Raw genomic sequence first — 20,764 nt, forward strand, 5'->3', positions numbered from 1 at the left:
TTTTGGTTTCAAGCGTGAGCGCCGACAAGGTGCGCTGCACCGTCGTCACTGACACACGGCAATGATTCGCAATGCTCTTCATTGATTGGTGTTCTGTCAATTCTTCAAGAACACGATAATGTACTTGCTTAGAGATAAAACAATGACGATTCACCAAATAGGTAGAAGCAGTGAAATATTTATGACAGGAACGGCAATGGTATCGTTGTTTTTTCAAGCGCAAATACGTTTGCTTATTGGCACAGCGGTTTAAGAGAATCATAGAGACCTTCTTCCCATTCTTTACAAAAGCATTACTAGGTGCTTTGCATAAAGGGCAACGGTGAAAAGCACGAACAAGCGCTGCTTCTGCGAGGATTACTTTCTTCCCTTTATAATCTGCTTCCTGACAACTTAGAATGTCAATATTTTTATCTTTCACTCCAAGGATTTGTTTGATAGAATCAAGTGTAGACATACATTCATTTTCCTTTCTAGTTGGTTTTGTGGTGATTCTATTCTAGCGGAAATGTTGTGTGTCTTCCTTGTTTTTTAATGAGAAAATAGGACCGATAGATTTTTTTCTATCAGTCCAATAAATTATAGAGCCCCAATTATATAAAAATATTTTTCGCCTCAATCTTACCATTTGAATAATGGGACTGTGGGACTGATGAATCATCTCTGGTATGCGCTACCTCTCTAGGACAATAAATGGTCGTTACCAGCGAAAATTACAAGTGTTGACACCAATAGAATACCATAACCAGTACTACAAAGCAGCTTAAGTTCTTGTATAAGTTTTATCTGATAAATAAGTTCAGTTTATCAGATAAAACTTATACAACAGTCAAATGATAGTGCGACAGTTGTTTCTTCAAAGACGGGTAGTTCACCACTCTGGCTCATCAGTTCCATAAATTATAGAGCCGAAAAAAAGAGTGTTCAGCCATACCTTGGCTTAAACACTTCTTTTCTCTCTTCTCTTTTTCTGGGAAACATTTGTTGTTTTATACGGTACTAGTGATTTAATATAGAGCTAAACCAATGACAGTTATTTTCTTCATCTCAAAACAAGTGTAGATGATTTTTTTCATAAACTGACTGAGATGGATTCTGTACTGGTAGTTGTCGGAAAACCAATCCTTTCCAGTAGCTTAAATTTTTCATCGTTAACCATGAAAAATAATTTAGTAGTACCAGCTTCTATTAAACCATACATATGCTATCACTTTCATATTTTCACATTACTTTTGCCAACTCATAAATCAAGATTTCATTTATCTTTTCACTGGAGAAGGTAATAGTTGCTGCTGATGTTTTTGGAAAAAAGCGGGCACTAGCAACATGCTTTCCTTCATTCAAAAACAATTCACTGGAAGTAGATTCTAAATACCATTGATACTGGTATAGAGGCTCATCCAGAATTAGTTCCCTAACTTCAATCTCTCCATTGAACCAATTTAAACGGTTTAACTGTACCTTTTTTTCGGATGCATCATAGTTAAAATATAGATTGTCATTTATACAATAAGAAAAGTTTGAGAACCCCTGATAATTTTCTGAAAGTAGCTCTAATCGGCAATTTGGAAATGTAAAGATTTCATTTTGAACATTAAATTTTGTTTCTGCAGTTCTTAGCTGCTGCAACTCTGCAACTGGTCGCTGAATCAAGTGATCGTCTTTAACCGTCAGCTCTCTGGGAATTGTCAGCATATGCAGCCACCCCTCTTCTATCGTAGGTACCGTTGTCTCCTGTTCAGGAAACATTGAGCCCATCCAGCCCAAAGAAAGTACTCGCCCATCTGCTTTAAAGCTTTGAGGAGCATAATAATCAAATCCCCAGTCAATCTCGCGCATGTCCATGTCTGTTGAAAATATGCCGTTTTCAAATTTTCCACTACGATAAACAGTCTGATTCAAATTTTTATAGTGTATGTCATCTTCTTCAATTCCTTGAGGTGAATAAATAAAGATATCCTGCTCCTCAAAGTGAAGCAAATCAGGACATTCCCACATATACCCGTTTTGTTCAAGGATACGTTCATCACCGGCTCTCAGAAATAGTCTAGGTCCCTCCCACTCAATTAAGTCTTTGGAAAAGTAGACTAATGCTTCTCCTTGTTTTTCATTGGTTTGAGCACCCAATAACAGGTACCAGCCCTGTTGTTCAGGATCGTACCAAACCTTCGGATCACGAACATGACGTGTGTAGCCTTTAGGGTGAGGGAAAATCGGGCCAATTTTTCTAAATGTAAAACCATCCTCTGATACAGCCATACATTGATAACTGAGATTTATTCCGGCAGCATCAATCACATTTCCTGTATAAAACACATATAATTTTTCCTGATATTCAACTGCACTTCCCGAATAAACACCATCTTTATCAAACCATTTGTCAGGGAACAGAGCGATTTCCGCTTGTTGCCAATGAATTAAATCAACTGAATAAGCATGCCCCCAGCATTTATTTTCATGTGTTGTATTTTGAGGGTTTAGCTGATAAAACACATGGTAGAATCCTTTAAATTTGATTAAACCATTTGGATCATTTAATAATCCTTTCTTTGGGAAAATATGATAGCCTAATGAATAGTCTATTTTTTCAGTTTGTTCATCCAAAAATTCAACACCCCCAACTTTTCTTCTCTTAATTTATCACTATATCCAAACATGTAAGTTAATACAAAGGCAACTCCTATTGAAACCAAATTAGCCAATACATACTGAATTAATTGACCATTTAAATAAAGCAATGTTCCCGGAATTACAGTTATTGACATGCCTGTTCCGGCTAAGCTCATTAAGCTTGCTGTAAAACCACCTGCTGCCCCTCCTATCAGTCCCATGATAAACGGTTTTACATAACGAAGATTCACACCAAAAATAGCTGGCTCAGTAATCCCCAAAAATGCAGATAAAGCGGATGGAAACGCCAAAGCTTTTAATTTAGAAGAGTTGGTTTTAACAGCTACAGCCAGAGTTGCTCCCCCCTGTGCTGCTATTGCACAGGTTATAATCGCATTAAATGGATTAGCACCTGTATTTGCCAACAGCTGTACTTCTAAGAAATTAAAAATATGATGGATTCCTGTTACTACAATTAGCTGGTGGGAGAATCCGATTATTAATCCTGCCAAACCAAATGGCAAATCTAAAATCCACTCAGTAGCATTCAAAACCACTGTTTCCATTGAATGGAAAATCGGTCCTATAATCATTAAAGACAGCAGACTCATTACTAGTAATGTAAGAACTGGTGTTACTAAAAGATCCAATGTATCAGGAATTACTTTTCTTAACGATTTTTCAAATTTAGCGCCCAGAACACCGGCAATAAATGCAGGTAAAACAGTCCCCTGATAACCCACAATTGGAATAAAGCCTGCTATTATGAGAGGGGCAGCTGATCCGTCGGCGATTGCATATGCGTTAGGCAGAACCGGATTTACCAGCATCAGACCCAAAACAATCCCAATAACAGGACTTCCTCCAAATACCTTAAATGTTGACCAGGCAATTAATGCTGGTAAAAAGGCAAAAGCTGTATCTGTCAAAATTTGTGTATATAATAAAAAATTTGGATTAATTGCTTCAGGTGTTGTACCCAAAACAGCCAGTACCTGGGGTTGTGTCAATAACCCTCTCAAGCCCATAAACAAACCGGTTGCAACTAAAACAGGAATAATCGGTACAAAAACATCCCCAAAAGTTCTTAACATTTGCTGGAACCAATTTCTGGATTCAACAGCTTCATCTTTTATTTCAATCTTTGATGATTCATTGCCCCCTAATTTAGTTATTTCATCATAAATTTTATTTACCGTTCCTGTTCCAAAAATAATTTGATACTGTCCCGAATTAAAAAATGCTCCCTTTACCTTGTCAATTGACTCCACCTTTTCTTTATTAATCAACGATTCATCATTCACCATAAGCCTTAAACGTGTCGCACAATGAGCGGTGCTCCTGATATTTCCAGCCCCTCCTATTGCTTCAATAACTGCTTTTGCAATCTCACGATTTTCCATCTTTCTTCCTCCTCGATACGGAACCGTTCCCACATTTAGTTCAAACGTGTGGAACCGTTCCCTTTTTCATCAGAATAACTGCTTTTCATTAATATGTCAATCAAAATTTTTAAGCGATAAGCAACGCAGTTTCTCCTGCAGTTGCTTATCGCTTCTGATCCATCTATTTATTTTTAAAATAACCGACACTATCCCGATACAACAAGTCTATAGGAATTTCAGGAATAGAGTCTATTGTTTCTCGATAAATCAGCTTTTCCATACAATCTGAAGCAAGTGCCCCCAACCTCTCATGATGTAAGTCAATGGTAGTTAAAGATGGATAAACATAGTCTCCAATAGAATATCCCCCAAAGCCGGCAACTGAAACGGTTTCTCCTATAGTTATTCCCAGCCTGTGTGCCGCTTTCATCAAACCAATGGCTATATTATCTGTAGCCGCAATATAAAGACTTCCCTGTGGAGCTTGAAGCTCTTCATATCCCAGATGAAATGCATCTTCCACTTCAAAACCTGTCTCCAGAAAAGTGAGCTGTGTTCCCTTTAGTTGAGAGAACCCGGCAATTACTCCTGCTTTTCTTTTCACACCAACCTCGATATCCTGTTCAGTAACTCCCACGTAAACAATCTTCTGATGTCCAAATTGAAGTAAGCCTTCAGCTAAATATATACCCGCCTGATAATTATTATGAGTTAAAGAAGTAATTCGTTCATCTTCTTGCCCTAAAACCAAAACTGGTACTTTTAAAGTCTTAATTGTTTCTATATGCCTTTCAGTAATAGCTGTTGCCATTAAGATAATACCGGCAACTTTATTCTGCTCCAGATTATGTAAACTCTCAATTTCCCGATTTATATTTAACTCTGTATTAACCATCAACAGCTGGCGGCCATACTCACGCTCTTTCCGCTCAAGACCAACTAAAGTGCTGATAGCTGATGGGGAATTAATTCGTGGTAAGATGACACCTGTAAAATTACTTTTCTGTGATTTTAGATTACGGGCGAATTCGTTTGGACTATAATTATGTTTTTGTATAATTTTTTCAATTTTTTCAGCAGTTTCTTTACTTACATAGCCGTTATTGAGATAGCGGGAAACTGTACTTTTTGAAACTCCGGCTTCTTTTGCAATTCCTTTAATAGTAATCATAAATTACCTCCATAAAAGTACCTTATCTCTACAATAATTCAAAAGTCTGGGTAAATCAATAAGAATACAATTTTGAATTTACCTATTTTTCACTAAAACCTTTATTATATCAATAGTTATAGAAGCTGTCTTCTAAACAAATGAAATACACTTCTAAACACTGTTAGTTCAATGATTTTCTGTATTAGTTTCAAAAATCAGTGAACGTTTTGTTTTACAGATCGAGGAGGAGATCAGTGGTTACTGTTACGTATTTACGTTTGAGGACAATGAAATGGGTGAGCCTGAACTGGCAAAGGTTTTTGAAGTGAATATGGGAAGAATGATTAATATGATTCCAATTCCATTGGAAAATGGTTAAATGAATGCATTTATGACTAATCTTCCAGCAACAATCATGAGAGAATAAATTCTTGAACTCTATAATAAGTACTGGGAAATCGAGAAACTCTGGCAGATAATAAAAAACAAATTAAAAATGGAACAGGTTTCGGGCAGAGGCTTAACTTGTGTCTATCAAAATTTTTTAGCCTGAGGGTTTGTTTACAACATGGTTCAGGATATGATGAGTCATTTAAATCAGAGTCAGAAAGAGACAAAAAAGAAAATCAATGAAAATATAATGATTGGGTTGTGGAAAGATCAGTTGATTGACATTATCTTTGAAAATGACAGCAAGGAAAAAAGGTTTCGGTTCAAAAAGTTGGCAGAAGACATTCTGCTATGCTTCGAGTAACTGGAGAAGCCCTTGTACTATGACTTGAATTGAAATGAGTGTTCCACGATAAAGCACCTATTTTTTATAAAATAGTAATTATCAAAAATTTCATCTTATTGTCAAAGAAATTTCTTTGACGGTTATTTGAGACATACAAACATTGCTCCTGAGATTACTCGTTGCACTGGAAGGTTCTAAAATGTACCCAATACCCGCAGGTAACAAAAAGCTTGTTGCTTCTATGTCTATATTTTTCACTGCACTATACTTCGTTTCGATCTCATCACTTTCTAAATGGCAAAGCCATTAAGAATTGAAGGACTTCGTTCCGATCCTCGAAGCATGTCTGGGGGGCATGTATGAACTTGCTCCTACGCTTCTTCGAATGCTCGAATCATACAAAGACTGGAACACCGTTTATTCGGTTTTAAGGATCTCAGACATACTTTTGTCACAGTCCCTTGAAGGATTCCGTTCTGATCCTCGAAGCAGTTATTGTTCGCCTCAAGTTGTCAGTTCCACTTTTGTCAGATTTTTTAGTAGAAGGATATACGTATGATAGTCAAATGAATTAGCGAGTATTCATTCCAGAAAGAGAAGCCATTAATATAAAGACTGGAAGACTGTTTATTCGCTCTTAAGGGTTCAGGACATATGAATGCCACAATCTCTCCTTATATTTTTCTTGTTCAGAGGCTAAATCCTTTCATATTGTTAGTTTAAAAAAAGCCAAATTACAGGTTGTTTTCTGCCCGCTGAATAATCGATTCGAATATCGCTTCATTATAAGTAACCGCTGCTCCGTGTCCGCAAAAAATTTGTTTCAGCTGAGTCTGTTGGGTTAATTTTTTTACAGATTGAATTGCTTCCTTTCTATTGTTCGTTGCCAACGCAGGGAATGGAAAGAGCCAGCGTGTATCACCTGAAATTGCCAGTCCTCCCCTTGTCTGAAGAAGGTCCCCAACATAGGCAGAATCATTTCGTCTATCAATTAAAGAGATAGAACCGTTAGTATGACCGGGTGTTTCATATATTGACAAAGAGCCGATGCTGCTGCATTCATCCAGCAGAAGATCTGGCTGAACCGGCATATTTATATTTTTTACATGATTAGAACTATCCTCAAATTCTTTTCTGCCAATACATATTTTTGCTTGGGGGAAATGATCTTTTATTTTGGTGAGGTCCCCCGTATGATCCGAGTGAGCATGGGTAATGACGATGTATTTTAATGGCAAATTGGTTTCTTCAATGGCTTTAATGATGGACTTCGCTTGTCCGTTTTTGCTGCAGTCAATCAGTGTGCAGAAATCGTTTTCCAGGATAATATAACAGTTTATTGGAAATATCCTGGGCATAGTAATCAGTTGAAGTGAGTATGTCTGCGGGTACCTAATAATTTTCATCAGCTTCCTCCTTAATCTCTTCAAAAACAACCTCAATAAAATGATCTAAAAAATGAACAGCATTGTTCTTTTGCCAATACTTGAGTAGCTCCTGAAAATTTTCCGGATAAGGAATCTGTTTTAAAAGATCCAGAATTGACTGATAATGTACAATGGTTTTTTCCAGATCAGTGATTTTCTTTTTTAGAAGCTTCTGACCTTCCAAGTTGCATGCTTCTGATAGCTCCTGATCAAAAAGAATTAGAAAGGCTTTGATTTCTTTTAGTGAGAAATGAGCGTATTTCATAACAACAATGTATTTTAATTTTAACAAATCATTTTGGGAGTAGAATCTGTAATTATTATCTTTTCTTTCAGGAAAAATCAGTTTTTCTTTTTCGTAGTAACGGATTGTGTCCTTTGATAAATGAGTCATTTTAGCCGCTTCATTAATTGTCCACATAGTCTTCATAGTAAATCCTCCTTGCATTTATCATAACATTGAAGTAAACTCCACAGTCAACAGAGAAAATAATTTGTCAGGAAAAGCTTTATTTTCAGTAAAGTATAAGCTTTCTTCTTTATTTACTGTTTCAAATTCGATATAATTATGGTCAGTAATAGTCAAGGGAGAAGGATGGATATGATGAATAATCAGAACACTTCTGATTTGATTGAGGCGTATTTGAAAAAGATTTTAGAGGAAAGCAATAAAATTGAAATTCGTCGTGCAGAAATGGCTAACTTGTTTAACTGTGTTCCCTCCCAGATAAATTATGTAATAAACACTCGTTTTACGATTCAGCGTGGTTATGCGGTTGAAAGTAAGCGGGGCGGAGGCGGATATATTCGGATTGCTAAGGTTCATTTGTCAGACAGTACACAACTGTTGGATCAGATTGAAAAATTTATCGGTGATCAGCTGTCAGAGAAAGATGCACTGACTTTTGTGCAGAAATTATATGAGGAAGAAGTTATTACAAAACGGGAAGGAAATATTATGCTTGCCGCTTTAGGAAAAAATGTGCTGGGAAAATTTGGTGCAAATGAAGAATTTTTACGGGCTCAGTTAATGTGTTCTTTTTTAGAACGTCTGAGCTATGAGGAGGAATAAACTATGGATGAGTTATTTACAGAAAGTGCCAAGGCTGTTTTAGCTATTGCACAGGAAGAAGCAAAATATTTTCGGCATCAGTCGGTAGGTTCAGAGCATTTGCTGTTGGCGTTGATCATTGAATCGAATGGAATTGCAGGAAAAACACTGCGCCAGTTAAATGTTGATAAAAATGAAGTGAGAGAAGAAATTGAACATCTGGTAGGTTATGGGGTTGTAAAATCTTATCCCAAAGGTATCTATTTACCTTATTCTCCTCGTTCAAAACAAATTTTTGCTTACTCAGGTGAAGAAGCAAAGCGGTTGGGTGCTCCCAATATTGGTACGGAGCATTTACTACTGGGTTTGTTAAGAGATGAAGATATTCTAGCTTCACGAATTCTGGTAAATCTAGGCTTAAGTCTGGTTAAAATTCGCCAGCTGCTGATGAAAAAAATCGGAATCAATGATCCGCAGATGGCCATGTCCGGCAACAAGCGAAAAAATCAAAAAGGCGGATCGGTTCAAAAAGGCGGAACTCCGACTCTTGATTCATTGGCGAGAGATTTAACGAAGCTGGCGAGAGAAAACACTCTTGATCCAGTTGTTGGGCGATCAAGTGAAGTGAGAAGGCTTATTCAGATTTTGAGTCGACGTACAAAAAACAATCCAGTGCTGGTCGGTGAGCCCGGAGTTGGTAAAACGGCAATTGCAGAAGGATTAGCTCAAAAAATTGTGAACGGGGAAGTTCCTCAGACGATGCAGGATAAACGGCTGATGATGCTTGATATGGGCGCACTGGTAGCTGGAACAAAATATCGCGGTGAATTTGAAGATCGACTGAAAAAAGTAATTGATGAAATCTATCAGGATGGTCAGGTTATTCTATTTATTGATGAGCTGCATACCTTGATTGGTGCCGGAGGAGCAGAAGGAGCAATTGATGCATCTAACATCTTAAAACCTGCTTTAGCTCGTGGAGAATTACAGACAATTGGGGCAACAACATTAGATGAGTATCAGAAGTATATTGAAAAAGACTCTGCTTTGGAAAGACGGTTTGCCCGTGTTCTTGTTGATGAACCCACACCGGAAGAAGCAGTTGAAATCTTAAAGGGACTGCGTTCCAGATATGAAGCACATCATGGCGTGGAAATTACAGATGGTGCACTGCATGCAGCAGTTCAATTATCTGTTCGTTATATTAATTCGCGTCAATTACCGGATAAGGCAATTGATTTGATGGATGAATCTGCTGCCAAAGTCCGTTTGGATTTGACAGATGAACCATCCGCAGTCAATGCACTTCGCAGTGAGATTCAGGAGCTGGCAGATGAAAAGGAAGAAGCCATTCAGGAGCAATCCTTTGAAAGTGCAGCCCGTCTGCGCCAAAAAGAGAAAAAACTGATGCAAAAACTGGAAAACCTGCTGCTTCTTGAACAAAAAGAAGCATCCGGCTATACGAATAAGGTGACGGAAGAAGATGTTGCTTCGGTAGTTTCTCAATGGACAGGGGTACCTTTACAGCAGCTGGAGAAAAAGGAAAGCGAGCGGCTAATGGAGTTGGAAGCTATTCTTCATAATCGGGTTGTGGGACAGGATGATGCAGTGCGTGCTGTTTCAAGGGCAATTAGAAGAGCAAGAAGCGGGTTAAAAGATCCAAACCGTCCAATTGGTTCATTCATGTTTTTAGGCCCAACTGGAGTTGGTAAGACTGAGCTGGCAAAAGCTCTGGCTGAGACAATGTTCGGCAGTGAGGATGCCCTAATTCGAGTAGATATGTCCGAGTTCATGGAAAAATACAGTACCAGTCGTTTAATCGGTTCGCCTCCAGGCTATGTAGGTTATGAAGAGGGCGGCCAGCTGACAGAAAAAATTCGCCAGAAACCTTACTCAGTAATTCTTCTGGATGAAGTGGAAAAGGCCCATCCTGATGTTTTCAACATTTTGCTTCAGGTCCTGGATGATGGGCACTTGACTGATTCAAAAGGCAGAAAAGTTGATTTTAGAAATACCATTTTGATTATGACATCAAATATTGGTGCAACAGCTATCCGTGAAGAAAAAAATGTAGGTTTTAATGTAGCTGATTTGACAAAAGACCACAATGCTATGCAGAAACGAATTTTGGAAGAGCTTAAGAAAGCATTCCGTCCGGAATTCCTGAATCGGATTGACGAAACAATTGTTTTCCGTTCGCTGGATCAGGAGGAGATTCACAAAATCGTTAAAATTATGAGTAAGGCGATTATTACCCGAATGGCTGAGCAGGATGTTTATCTGAAGATTACTGCTGCTGCAATCGATGCCATCGGAAAAGTCGGCTTTGATCCTGAATATGGTGCAAGACCTATCCGTCGGGCACTGCAGAAAGAAGTGGAAGATCGCTTAAGTGAAGCGTTGCTGTCTGGTCAGGTGCACTTGGGTGATAAAGTAACGATTGGTGCAAGCAAAGGAAAAATTACGTTAAGTGTGAAAGCCCCGAAAGAAAAGAAAGAATTACAAACAATTTAAGAATAAAAACAGATGGAGCAGAAGTTAACTGTTCTATCTGGAGAAATAAGCTGGATTAAGGGGCACAATCTCTTATTTCGGCTTTTTTCTGAGCGGATAGAATCAATACCAGTATTTAAAGGCTGGAAAGTTTTCAGGGAAATATAGAGGATTTATGTATATACGTTTTTCCGGCAATTTAAAATTCTTTGTGAAAAGAGGAAGAAAACGCCGAGCTCTATTGGAAAGTTTGTGAACCTGTGATACTATGAAACAGTCGTTGAAGGAGGCAGCAAAATGATTGAAATTATAGCAACAGCAGAGTCTGTTGAACAGGCGGAGTTACTGTTGAAAGCAGGCGTGGATACATTATATATTGGTGAGGAGACATTCGGGTTGAGACTGCCGGCTTCGTTTTCACGGGAGGAACAAAAAGAAATTACAGAATTGGCACATACCGCTGGAAAGCGCCTGATAGCAGCAGTTAATGGAATTATGCATCCGGATAAGATGAAGCATGTTCCTGAGTATTTGCACTTTCTGGCAGAAATAGGGGTTGACCAGCTGACTGCCGGTGATCCGGGTGTGATTTACACGCTGCAGAAAGAAAAAATCGATATTCCATTTATTTATGATGGAGAAACAATGGTTACCAGCTCGAGACAGATTAATTTCTGGGCAAAAAGAGGAGCTGCAGGTGCAGTTCTGGCTCGTGAAGTTCCTTTTGAAGAGATGATGAATATGTCGGAACAGTTATTGGTTCCTGCGGAGGTTTTGGTATATGGTGCAACTTGTATCCACCAATCTAAACGGCCTCTTTTGCAGAACTATTACAATTATATTCAGGCTTCAGAAGAAAAAGGGAAAGAGCGGGGCTTGTTTTTATCCGAACCTAAAAAAGAAGAAACCCACTATTCGATTTATGAAGATAGTCATGGTACGCATATTTTTGCAGATAATGACATCAGTATGATATTAGAGCTGGATAAATTATATGACTATGGATACAAAACATGGAAGCTGGATGGAATTTATGCCCCGGGAGAAAATTTTGTTAAGGTTGCAAAGCTGTTTGTAGAGGCGAAAGAAGGTTTAGAAAGCGGAAACTGGACAATAGAGAAGGCTGAACAGATACAGGAACAAATTCAGCAACTTCATCCTGAAAACAGGGGACTTGATGAAGGCTTTTTCCACTTAGATCCGGATGCTATCAGATAAAACAATTGCAGTCAGCGTAATTAAAGGATTCACAATAAAGCACATAGCTAACTGACCATTCACAGAGCGATCAGCAGAAACACAGCGGTCAAATTAATTATTAAGATTAAGAGAAATGAGGAACAGAGGAAGATGGAAAAAGAACGAACATTGAAGCGTCCCGAGGTGCTGGCACCAGCCGGGACGCTGGAAAAATTAAAAGTTGCAATCCGTTATGGAGCGGATGCTGTATATATCGGTGGAAATGCGTATGGGCTCAGAAGCCGTGCCGGTAATTTCACCTATGAAGAGATGCAGGAGGGTGTGGCTTTTGCCGGAGAATACAATGCCAAAGTGTATGTGGCAGCAAACATGGTCACCCACGAAGGAAATGAAGAAGGAGCTGGAGAGTTTTTCCGTGAGCTTAGAGACTTGGGAATCTCTGCGGTAATTGTTTCCGATCCGGCATTAATTGAGATATGTGCAGAAGAGGCTCCCGGATTGCCGATCCATCTTTCAACACAGGCTTCCGCTACAAATTATGAGACACTAGAATTTTGGAAAAATGAAGGGCTGGAGCGTGTAGTTCTGGCTCGGGAAGTATCCATGGCAGAAGTTGCTGAAATTCGTAAAAATACAGATGTGGAAATTGAAGCATTTATTCATGGAGCGATGTGCATTTCTTATTCAGGACGCTGCACTCTGTCGAATCATATGTCAATGAGAGACGCAAACAGAGGCGGCTGTTCACAGTCTTGCCGCTGGAAATATGATTTGTATGATATGCCCTTTGGCACAGAACGTCGAAGTCTGACCAAGAGCGGTGCAGTTGAAGAAGAATTTTCAATGAGTGCGGTGGATATGACCATGATTGAGCATATTCCAGAGCTGATTGAGAATGGTGTAGACAGTTTTAAAATCGAAGGACGCATGAAGTCTATTCATTATGTGTCTACTGTTGCGAATGTATATAAAAAGGCGGTGGATTCCTATATGGAAGACCCCGAAAATTATGAATGCAAACAGGAATGGGTGGATGAGCTATGGAAAGTTGCACAAAGGGAGCTTTCCACAGGATTTTATTATCATACCCCCAGTGAAGAAGAGCAGTTGTTTGGCCCGCGCCGAAAAATTCCTGAATATAAGTTTATTGGTGAAGTAATGGGCTATGATTCCGAAACAAAAACAGCGACAATTCGACAACGTAATCACTTCAGTGTAGGAGATGAGATCGAATTTTATGGCCCGGGGTTCAATCATTTCTATCAAACGGTGGAAGTAATGTACAATGAAGATGGTGAGTCAATTGACAGGGCACCGAATCCAATGATGCTTGTTACGATGCCTGTTGCTCAGCCGGTTTCAGTTGGAGATATGATTCGGAAAAAGAAATAAGAGAATATGCTGGGATCAGCGGACATAATTATTGTATTTTAGGTGAATTATGAGGAGATTGTCCCAAAGCTTCTCCATGTGACGAGTAATCGCAGAAGCAGTTATGGTAAGAATTTTTGTAAATTCTTACCCACAAGAGCTTGCTTCTACACTTTTTCGAATGCTCGTCATATATCCTATGGTCATTGTAAGATATACTGACGCTTTTCCAAATAGACGCGTTTATATTGAAAATCAAACATGGTCCTTCGATTCTTAGTGGCTTTGCCATTTAGAAATTGATGAGATCGAAACGAAGTGTAGTGAGACTTGTAGATACAAGAATTTTTCCGTAATAGAAAGTCGGTTATCAGAATGGTATGCAGTGCTCCGATGGGAAATTTTGTCAGAATTTATTCCATATACAAAGAGATAGATAACCGCAGAGGCATATAAAGACTGGAAGACCGATTATTCGGTATCAAGAGGTTGTGACAGAAGTGTTCTGTCTCAAGAACCAGGTAGGTAACATGCATCATCTACTCTGACGAGTCAATCGTAGTGATTTATGACAATAAGTCGGACTATACGAAAATTGTCAAGGAACACTAGTCATAATATGACTAGCTGTGAATTGATACCTCCCTGGAGCTACTCATATTTTCAGTATAGTCCGACTTATTTCCGAAGAGACAACTTCTGGAACACCGTTTATTCGGTTTTAGGGATCTCAGACATACAGACCCTTTTTCTTAAGCAGAGGAGGATAAAAAATGGTTAAAGAATATGATTATATTGTGATTGGCGGCGGAAGCGGCGGTATTGCTTCTGCAAATCGCGCCGGTATGCACGGAGCAAAGGTACTGCTGCTGGAAGGCGGAGCGATTGGCGGAACTTGTGTAAATGTCGGCTGCGTACCGAAAAAAGTGATGTGGCAGGCCAGCAGCATGATGGAAATGATGACTCGGGATGCAGCGGGCTACGGTTTTGATGTAGCCTTGCGTTCATTTGATTTTTATCAGCTGGTTCAGCATCGTGAAAAATATATTGAATTTCTGCACACCGCTTATCAACGTGGATTGGACAGTAATCATGTAGAGCGTATAAAAGAATATGGCATCTTTGTTGATAAGCAAATAATTAAAGCAGGTGGTGAAAGATATACAGCACCCAATATTTTGATCGCAACAGGCGGACGTCCGAGTAAATTAGGAATTCCCGGAGAAGAATATGCCATTGATTCCAATGGATTTTTCGCTTTGGAAGAATTACCTAGACATATAGTGGTGGTGGGTGCAGGATATATTGCCGCTGAACTTGCTGGAACAGTACTTGGCTTGGGCAGCGAGGTTCACTGGGCATTCAGAAAAGATCACCCTTTACGCAGTTTTGATGAAATGCTTTCTTCAAAAGTGGTTGAGCACTATGAAGCAGATGGGATGAAGCTGTATCCTAATTCTGTACCTAAATTTATTGAAAAGAAAGATTCAGGAGAGCTGGAAATAGCTTTTGAAAATGGGCAGACGATTATAACTGACTGTGTTCTTTTTGGAACAGGCAGAGAGCCCAATACGGATCAATTGGGATTAGAAAATACTTCTATTGAACTGGACGAAAAAGGGTACGTTAAAGTAGATAAATATCAGAATACAACTCAGAAGGGGATCTATGCTGTTGGAGATGTGATTGGCAAAATTGATCTGACTCCGGTTGCAATCGCTGCGGGCAGACGGTTGTCAGAGCGTATTTTTAACGGTAAGACAGATGAACACCTGGACTATGAGACCATTCCTACTGTGGTATTTACACATCCAACTATTGGAACAGTAGGACTTACTGAGCGAGAAGCAGTAGAAAAATATGGTCAGGACCAAATAAAACTTTATACATCCAGCTTTACTCCAATGTATTTTGCTTTGGGTGAATACCGTCAAAAATCTGATATAAAAATGATCTGTGTCGGCAACGACGAAAAGATTGTCGGTCTGCATGCAATTGGCCTGGGTGTTGATGAGATGCTGCAGGGCTTTGCGGTTGCAATAAAAATGGGGGCAACAAAGAAGGATTTTGACAATACAGTTGCTATTCATCCAACAGGAGCAGAAGAATTTGTTACGATGAGATAATTGTTGTCTCAATAAAAAACAAAGTAATGCAGTATCCAAGATAATTCTGGATGGTGACATTTACTATGGTACGAGTATTAGAATTGTCAATCCTGAAACCTTTCATATTCAAATATTCGTACCAATACTGGAATATGAAAGTTGTACTGACATAGAACCAATGAATGTTAACTAAAAAAGGCTCAATCGAAAGTTATATGAAGTGACCCCAAAAAGTCTAACTTTTTGGGGTCACTTCAATATCTAAACTTCCAATTGGGTCTCTTTCAGTTATAAAAGTATTTTTCTTATGATGTCCGCACCAAGATTTTCTCCGTAATTTCCAGTAGTATTCTTTTTGTCTGTTTTTCTGTATCAGGTAGTTTCTGAATGCTTTTCAGTGCTTTTTTTGTATAGGCGTCAGCAAGCTGTTGTGCTTTCTTTACACCGCCAGACGTATGTACAAGCTGATACACGGCTTGTGTATCTTCTGCGGATAATTGATCTTTTTTCTTCAAGTATGGCAGCAGTTCTTTTTTGTTTTTCTTCAGTGCATAGAGCAGCGGTAGTGAATAAACACCTTGTTTCATGTCTTCCAGAACAGGTTTTCCTATATGTGAAGAAGACTGTGTGTAGTCAAGGATGTCATCAATAATTTGAAATGCCAACCCAATATTTTTGCCAATCTCTTTGCATTTATTGGCAAACTGAAGTGAACAGCCGCTTTCATAGGCACCAATAAAGCAGCTTAGGGCAAAAAGTTCGGCAGTTTTTCCAGAGATATTTTCAATGTATTGATCAACAGTCATTTCTGTGTCATATCGAGTATCCATCTGTCCCAATTCTCCTGACAGAATTTTATCGATACTTAAGGAGTTCAACTGAATACTTTTCAGTGAAGAGGAGTAGTCAGCTAAAAGCTTAAAACAGCAAATCAGAAGATAGTCTCCAGCATAAACAGCAGTTTGATTACCGAATTGTGAGCGTATTGTCGGCAGGTTTCTGCGGATATCCGCTTCGTCAACAATATCATCGTGAATCAGTGTCGCAGTATGCAGCATTTCAAGGGACGCAGCCAAGGCGACTGCCCGTTCTTGATTTTCTTCTTTTCCGAATTGAGAAAACAGCAGCTGATATGCCGGTCTTAGCAGCTTTCCCCCCGAACGAATCATAGATAAGATCGCCTGCTCGATCTCTTCATTTTTTATTTGAATATTCCTCTCCATTAAAGACAGCGTAGTTTCCAGTTCTTTAGCTAAAGAGGGATAGGGTTCCCACATTTGATGGATCTTCATAGAATAGCTCCTTCAGTTCGTTTTAAAAAATCTCCCATTTTTGTTTCGTGCTCTGTTCGTAATCCAATTGAAATTTGCGAAGAGTCTGCACATGTTTTAATAAGTAATTTGCTGCGATGCCAATGGCGATCCCTGACAGTAATCCAAAAAATGACAGAAATGGCAGATAGAGCATTGGAGCCCATGACTGAGCAAAAAATGACGTTGTAAAAAGTTGTCCGACATTATGCAGGAAACCGCCAACAGCACTGATTCCGATGATGCTGACGCGTTTAGGACCAAGCTGCTTGACCAGAATCATTCCCAAGTAGCTGAGTAAAGCTCCGCTTGCACTGTAAAAGAACGTGGAAAGCGTTCCACCTAGAAGCGTGGATAAAACAAGGCGCATACAAATTAAAAACAATACCTGATTTCTCTTCATCGTAAAAATCGCAATAATTGTGATTAGGTTCGCCAGCCCCAGCTTTGCTCCGGGAGCAAAAGAAAAAGGGTAGGGGATCATGTTTTCCAATAGAGAAATAATCACACCTTGCGCAACCAGCATGGAAATATAAATTTCTTTTTGTAATTTCGTCATATATTTTTCCGGCAATCTTAGTAAATCAGACTGCCGTCCTCATTTCCGTCTGAAGCTTCGACTGTAATAAATAAATTATGCGGCAGGCAGGCGATTGGTGTTTCTCCAGGTTTTGAAATCCAGCCACGGCGGACACAAGCCAAATCACCGCAGTTTGCTTCTTTTATTCGTATCCTGCTGCCGTCCACTTCTATCAGGTTATAATCCCCGTCAGGATCTTCGTATTTATATGTATAAGAAGGAGTTCCTTCCTTCAAATCAAATGTTTTGACTATTTTGCCATCAACTTTTAAAACAGCCTGCAAGGTAACGTCTTCATTGCTTTGTATACCGAATACAACCAGAGGGAGAAAAGAACTGACTGCTAAAATAATAATAATAATAACATCCCAGGGACGTAAGTAGCTTTTTTTGATGAAGTCTTTTACGTTCATAATTCTCCTCCTTAGATATACAGTCTCTGTCTCTTTTATTAATGATAATCTAAATCTTATTTTTTCAATAGGAATAAACTTAAAGTTAGTGTGCTAATTCTTCAATTAGCCAGTTAAAAGGTTGATAAAAATCAGTCCTCATTATTCGAGGTTGTGACAGAAGTGTTCTGTCTCAAGAAATAAGTCGGAATATACGAAAATAGCTACTCATATTTTCAGTATAGTTCTACTTATTTCCGAAGAGGCAGCTTCTGCGTCTACGGTTCTCACTTCGTTCCGATCCTCGAAGCATGGAGGGGCTTTGGAACACCGTTTATTCGGTTTTAGGGATCTCAGACATACTTTTGTCACAGTCCCAATTTTCTGCAGTTAAATCATCGTAAGCTGACTTTTTTGCTTCAACTGTCATCCGATCAGTAAAATAAGCTTAGATATCCCAGCCTGTTTTAGCTTCTTCGGCTTTTTCAGCTACATAATAAAAATACTTATTCATTCGTTTCAGGCAGCGGATAAAGAGATTAAAGACTGCTCGCTGCGGTGAATGACGGGTTTGTAAACAGAATCCAGTTTTAGGTGCGAGAATCCGAGGTTCTTAGCACCTAGGTATTGTATGCGGCTTTCTTTATTTTTATTGAAAGAAGAATGTATGCAGTAAATTGTATAAGTGAAAAGAAAGTTCTAGGCTGATCCCCTAGAACTTTCAATCGTTACCATCCTCTATTTGGTGCCGTATCTTGATTTCGGTGTACCGTACCACCATTTACCTAGTTTACGCTGCAGCCAAGGAATTACCCAGCGGTCCAGCCCAATTGCCCGACCGGAACCGTTCATCAAAGCAAGAGCAACGAAAATAAACCAGATGTTTACCCAGTAAAACATTCCTGATAGACAGAAAGCTCCAACTAAACCAATTGTAACTGCACTTGATAACCAAGTGAATAAACCTGCAATTAGTGCCAAAGCAATTAATACTTCAACAATTGTCATGAATTTTTGGAAGAACAATGCCACTTCCTGATTCGGCATCATGAATTTCATTACGCTTTCGAACCATTTTGGCATGTGCTCAAAGACCATCATTGGTTCTTCACCATATGCATAGCTCAGACCAAAATGAGCGGTTTGAGTCACTGCTTCCGCAGCTGTATCAGCTGCTCCGCTGGCTGCCGTTGTTGCTTCAGCTACTTCTGAAGCTCCGGATGTTACTTGTTCCTGAAGCCAAGGGAATGGGAAGACAACTTTGTCAGTGAACCATGATCCTTCACCAAACCAAGTACTTGGGTTAAGATAATCGCCGGTACCGACAATTTTTTTCATTGATTCCACCAGCCACATCATTCCGTAGAAAATACGCAGGGGAACACTCCATAAGACATTTCCATAACGTGAAGAATGTCCTCTGGTAACATTTCGATCATCTTTAATGTGGAAGAATTCATGCATCATATACTGGAACATGTAGTATCCTGAACGAATATCAAAGAAATACTTCAAGTTGACAATATGTTTCATGATGATAGCAAGGAAGCCGCTTAGATGAATCTTGTCAAAAAGATTCGCCACACCCCATTTTGCACCAATTGAAACCATGAAGCCTTGATAATTCCCTTTAAATTTATGTTTTTCTCCGCCTTTAATGCTTGCTACAATGTTTGCAGCAGCAGTATGACCAGTTTGTTCAGCAGCCTGAACGATTTGCGGTGTCGGAGTATCAGGGAATTCTTCGTAATACACCAAATCCCCAATGATATAAATATTTTTATCTTCGTATCCTTTTGCCTGCATGTATTCGTTAGCGATCAAACGATTTCCGCGGGCAGCTTCCAAACCGAAATCAGCAGCATCAGAAGTTGCTTTTACACCTGCTGTCCAAATCAGTGTGTGTGTTGGTACTTCTGAGCCGTCTTCTAATTTAATGTGATCTGCTGCAACTTCAACGATAGGAGAGCTTTTCAGTAGTTTTACCTGTTTTTTCTCCATGTAGCGTTCTGCCTTGGCTGCATCATTACGAGTCAGCATATTAAGGATAGTCGGCATTGCTTCAACTACCATTAAAGTAAATTCACTTGGATCAAGTTTTGAATCTTTTGCCAGACGATCTTTCCAGTCAATCAGCTCGCCAATCATTTCAATTCCTGTAAATCCTGAACCGCAGACAACAAAGGTCAGCATTGCTTTACGAACTTCAGAATCTGGTTCGATGGCAGCTTTTTCTACTGTTGCTTCAATATGTTCACGAATTTTCAAAGAGTCCTCAAATGACCACAGAGTAAAGCCGTTTTCTTTAACACCGGGAGTGCCAAAATCGTTTGGTTCTCCTCCCATACCGATAATCAGTTGATCGAACTCGTAAGATCCTAATTTTGTTTTGACAATTTTGTTGTCTTTATCAATTCCAGTGACTGTATCTGTAACTAGATGAACATTCTTTTTACGTGAGAATAACCGCTGCAAGTCGTATTGAATAGCTGTTGGTTCTACACGTCCTCCTGCTACTTCGTGCAATTCTGTCATCATAGTGTGGTAAGAATGACGATCGATCAATGTGATCTCAACATCGTCCTTTTTCAATTTTTTTGCTAAAAATTTAGTTGCTGAAACTCCAGCATAACCCGCACCTACAACGACAATTTTTTGCTTTGTCATTGATAATCCGCTCCTTAACCATAATAAAAGTATAATATTGATCATAATTTCGCAATCGTGTTTAATTATATAGCGACTTTAGTCATTTGTCTAATAACAATTCACAGATTTTGAGAAATAAGCGAATTTACATTAGAAACTTGTGAAAAACTGATAAATATTTGCTTTTATTTCGTCCGGATATTGACATAGATGGGGAATTAGTTAGAATGTTAATTAAATCACAATCTTTTGTTGTGACTAGTTTTTACAACTAGGAAAGTAGTATAAAAAATGAAAAG

The 20,764-nt window shown here is 39.0% G+C and carries 15 protein-coding genes and 1 pseudogene; 6 read left to right on the forward strand and 10 right to left on the reverse strand.

Annotated elements, in window-relative coordinates; genetic code table 11:
* The 4 genes and pseudogenes from IW492_RS05095 to IW492_RS05110 all read right to left on the reverse strand — a co-directional run.
* The coding region (locus IW492_RS05095; RefSeq protein ID WP_202066207.1) for a transposase family protein at positions 1-457 on the reverse strand (457 nt) is incomplete at its 3' end.
* 764 nt (positions 458-1,221) lie between these two features.
* Positions 1,222-2,604, reverse strand: coding sequence for a glycoside hydrolase family 32 protein (locus tag IW492_RS05100; RefSeq protein WP_202066209.1), 1,383 nt, complete (start codon positions 2,602-2,604; stop codon positions 1,222-1,224).
* Positions 2,605-2,627: 23 nt separating this feature from the next.
* Positions 2,628-4,013: pseudogene (locus IW492_RS05105) on the reverse strand (sucrose-specific PTS transporter subunit IIBC); the annotation flags it as partial.
* 163 nt (positions 4,014-4,176) lie between these two features.
* A complete protein-coding gene (locus tag IW492_RS05110; protein WP_202066213.1) occupies positions 4,177-5,166 on the reverse strand; it encodes a LacI family DNA-binding transcriptional regulator in 990 nt (329 codons plus the stop codon).
* 550 nt (positions 5,167-5,716) lie between these two features.
* On the opposite strand from IW492_RS05110, the gene IW492_RS05115 reads away from it, so the two are divergent.
* On the forward strand, positions 5,717-5,902 hold the full coding sequence (locus tag IW492_RS05115; RefSeq protein ID WP_202066215.1) for a hypothetical protein: 186 nt from the start codon (positions 5,717-5,719) through the stop codon (positions 5,900-5,902).
* Positions 5,903-6,618: 716 nt separating this feature from the next.
* Here IW492_RS05115 and IW492_RS05120 read toward each other — a convergent pair.
* Complete coding sequence (locus IW492_RS05120; protein WP_202066217.1) at positions 6,619-7,290, reverse strand: MBL fold metallo-hydrolase; 672 nt, start codon at positions 7,288-7,290, stop codon at positions 6,619-6,621.
* Positions 7,277-7,741, reverse strand: a complete 465-nt coding sequence (locus IW492_RS05125; protein WP_202066219.1) for a MerR family transcriptional regulator — start codon at positions 7,739-7,741, stop codon at positions 7,277-7,279. Before IW492_RS05125 ends, IW492_RS05120 begins: the two co-directional genes overlap by 14 nt.
* A 174-nt stretch (positions 7,742-7,915) precedes the next feature.
* Here IW492_RS05125 and IW492_RS05130 point away from each other — a divergent pair, with 174 nt between their 5' ends.
* From IW492_RS05130 to gor, 5 genes are all read left to right on the forward strand, one after another.
* Entirely contained in the window at positions 7,916-8,383 is a 468-nt protein-coding gene (locus tag IW492_RS05130; RefSeq protein WP_202066221.1) for a CtsR family transcriptional regulator, read from the forward strand.
* Positions 8,384-8,386: 3 nt separating this feature from the next.
* Entirely contained in the window at positions 8,387-10,876 is a 2,490-nt protein-coding gene (locus IW492_RS05135; protein WP_202066223.1) for an ATP-dependent Clp protease ATP-binding subunit, read from the forward strand.
* A 276-nt stretch (positions 10,877-11,152) separates the two neighbouring features.
* The gene (locus IW492_RS05140; protein WP_202066225.1) at positions 11,153-12,073 is read left to right on the forward strand and encodes a peptidase U32 family protein; all 921 of its coding nucleotides are present in this window, start codon (positions 11,153-11,155) and stop codon (positions 12,071-12,073) included.
* A 132-nt stretch (positions 12,074-12,205) separates the two neighbouring features.
* Positions 12,206-13,447, forward strand: a complete 1,242-nt coding sequence (locus IW492_RS05145) for a peptidase U32 family protein (protein WP_202066227.1) — start codon at positions 12,206-12,208, stop codon at positions 13,445-13,447.
* A 752-nt stretch (positions 13,448-14,199) separates the two neighbouring features.
* Positions 14,200-15,552 carry a glutathione-disulfide reductase gene (gor, locus tag IW492_RS05150; protein WP_202066230.1) on the forward strand — a complete coding sequence of 451 codons (1,353 nt, stop codon included), beginning with the start codon at positions 14,200-14,202 and terminating at the stop codon, positions 15,550-15,552.
* A 287-nt stretch (positions 15,553-15,839) separates the two neighbouring features.
* On the opposite strand, the gene IW492_RS05155 is transcribed toward gor, so the two are convergent.
* From IW492_RS05155 to IW492_RS05170, 4 genes are all read right to left on the reverse strand, one after another.
* Positions 15,840-16,826 carry a polyprenyl synthetase family protein gene (locus IW492_RS05155; RefSeq protein ID WP_202066232.1) on the reverse strand — a complete coding sequence of 329 codons (987 nt, stop codon included), beginning with the start codon at positions 16,824-16,826 and terminating at the stop codon, positions 15,840-15,842.
* 22 nt (positions 16,827-16,848) lie between these two features.
* Positions 16,849-17,403, reverse strand: a complete 555-nt coding sequence (locus IW492_RS05160) for a Gx transporter family protein (protein WP_202066234.1) — start codon at positions 17,401-17,403, stop codon at positions 16,849-16,851.
* Between the two features lie 17 nt (positions 17,404-17,420).
* Positions 17,421-17,837 carry a NusG domain II-containing protein gene (locus tag IW492_RS05165; protein ID WP_202066244.1) on the reverse strand — a complete coding sequence of 139 codons (417 nt, stop codon included), beginning with the start codon at positions 17,835-17,837 and terminating at the stop codon, positions 17,421-17,423.
* 717 nt (positions 17,838-18,554) lie between these two features.
* A complete protein-coding gene (locus tag IW492_RS05170; protein WP_202066246.1) occupies positions 18,555-20,483 on the reverse strand; it encodes an NAD(P)/FAD-dependent oxidoreductase in 1,929 nt (642 codons plus the stop codon).
* Between the last annotated feature and the right edge of the window lie 281 nt (positions 20,484-20,764).

The organism is Enterococcus sp. BWB1-3, assembly GCF_016745275.1.
Lineage (GTDB): Bacteria > Bacillota > Bacilli > Lactobacillales > Enterococcaceae > Enterococcus_L.

Coding starts and splice junctions, on each gene's coding strand:
- IW492_RS05110 (WP_202066213.1), bottom strand. CDS start 5,166: ATGATTACTATTAAAGGAATTGCAAAAGAAGCCGGAGTTTCAAAAAGT.
- IW492_RS05115 (WP_202066215.1), top strand. CDS start 5,717: ATGGTTCAGGATATGATGAGTCATTTAAATCAGAGTCAGAAAGAGACA.
- IW492_RS05120 (WP_202066217.1), bottom strand. CDS start 7,290: ATGAAAATTATTAGGTACCCGCAGACATACTCACTTCAACTGATTACT.
- IW492_RS05125 (WP_202066219.1), bottom strand. CDS start 7,741: ATGAAGACTATGTGGACAATTAATGAAGCGGCTAAAATGACTCATTTA.
- IW492_RS05130 (WP_202066221.1), top strand. CDS start 7,916: ATGAATAATCAGAACACTTCTGATTTGATTGAGGCGTATTTGAAAAAG.
- IW492_RS05135 (WP_202066223.1), top strand. CDS start 8,387: ATGGATGAGTTATTTACAGAAAGTGCCAAGGCTGTTTTAGCTATTGCA.
- IW492_RS05140 (WP_202066225.1), top strand. CDS start 11,153: ATGATTGAAATTATAGCAACAGCAGAGTCTGTTGAACAGGCGGAGTTA.
- IW492_RS05145 (WP_202066227.1), top strand. CDS start 12,206: ATGGAAAAAGAACGAACATTGAAGCGTCCCGAGGTGCTGGCACCAGCC.
- gor (WP_202066230.1), top strand. CDS start 14,200: ATGGTTAAAGAATATGATTATATTGTGATTGGCGGCGGAAGCGGCGGT.
- IW492_RS05155 (WP_202066232.1), bottom strand. CDS start 16,826: ATGAAGATCCATCAAATGTGGGAACCCTATCCCTCTTTAGCTAAAGAA.
- IW492_RS05160 (WP_202066234.1), bottom strand. CDS start 17,403: ATGACGAAATTACAAAAAGAAATTTATATTTCCATGCTGGTTGCGCAA.
- IW492_RS05165 (WP_202066244.1), bottom strand. CDS start 17,837: ATGAACGTAAAAGACTTCATCAAAAAAAGCTACTTACGTCCCTGGGAT.
- IW492_RS05170 (WP_202066246.1), bottom strand. CDS start 20,483: ATGACAAAGCAAAAAATTGTCGTTGTAGGTGCGGGTTATGCTGGAGTT.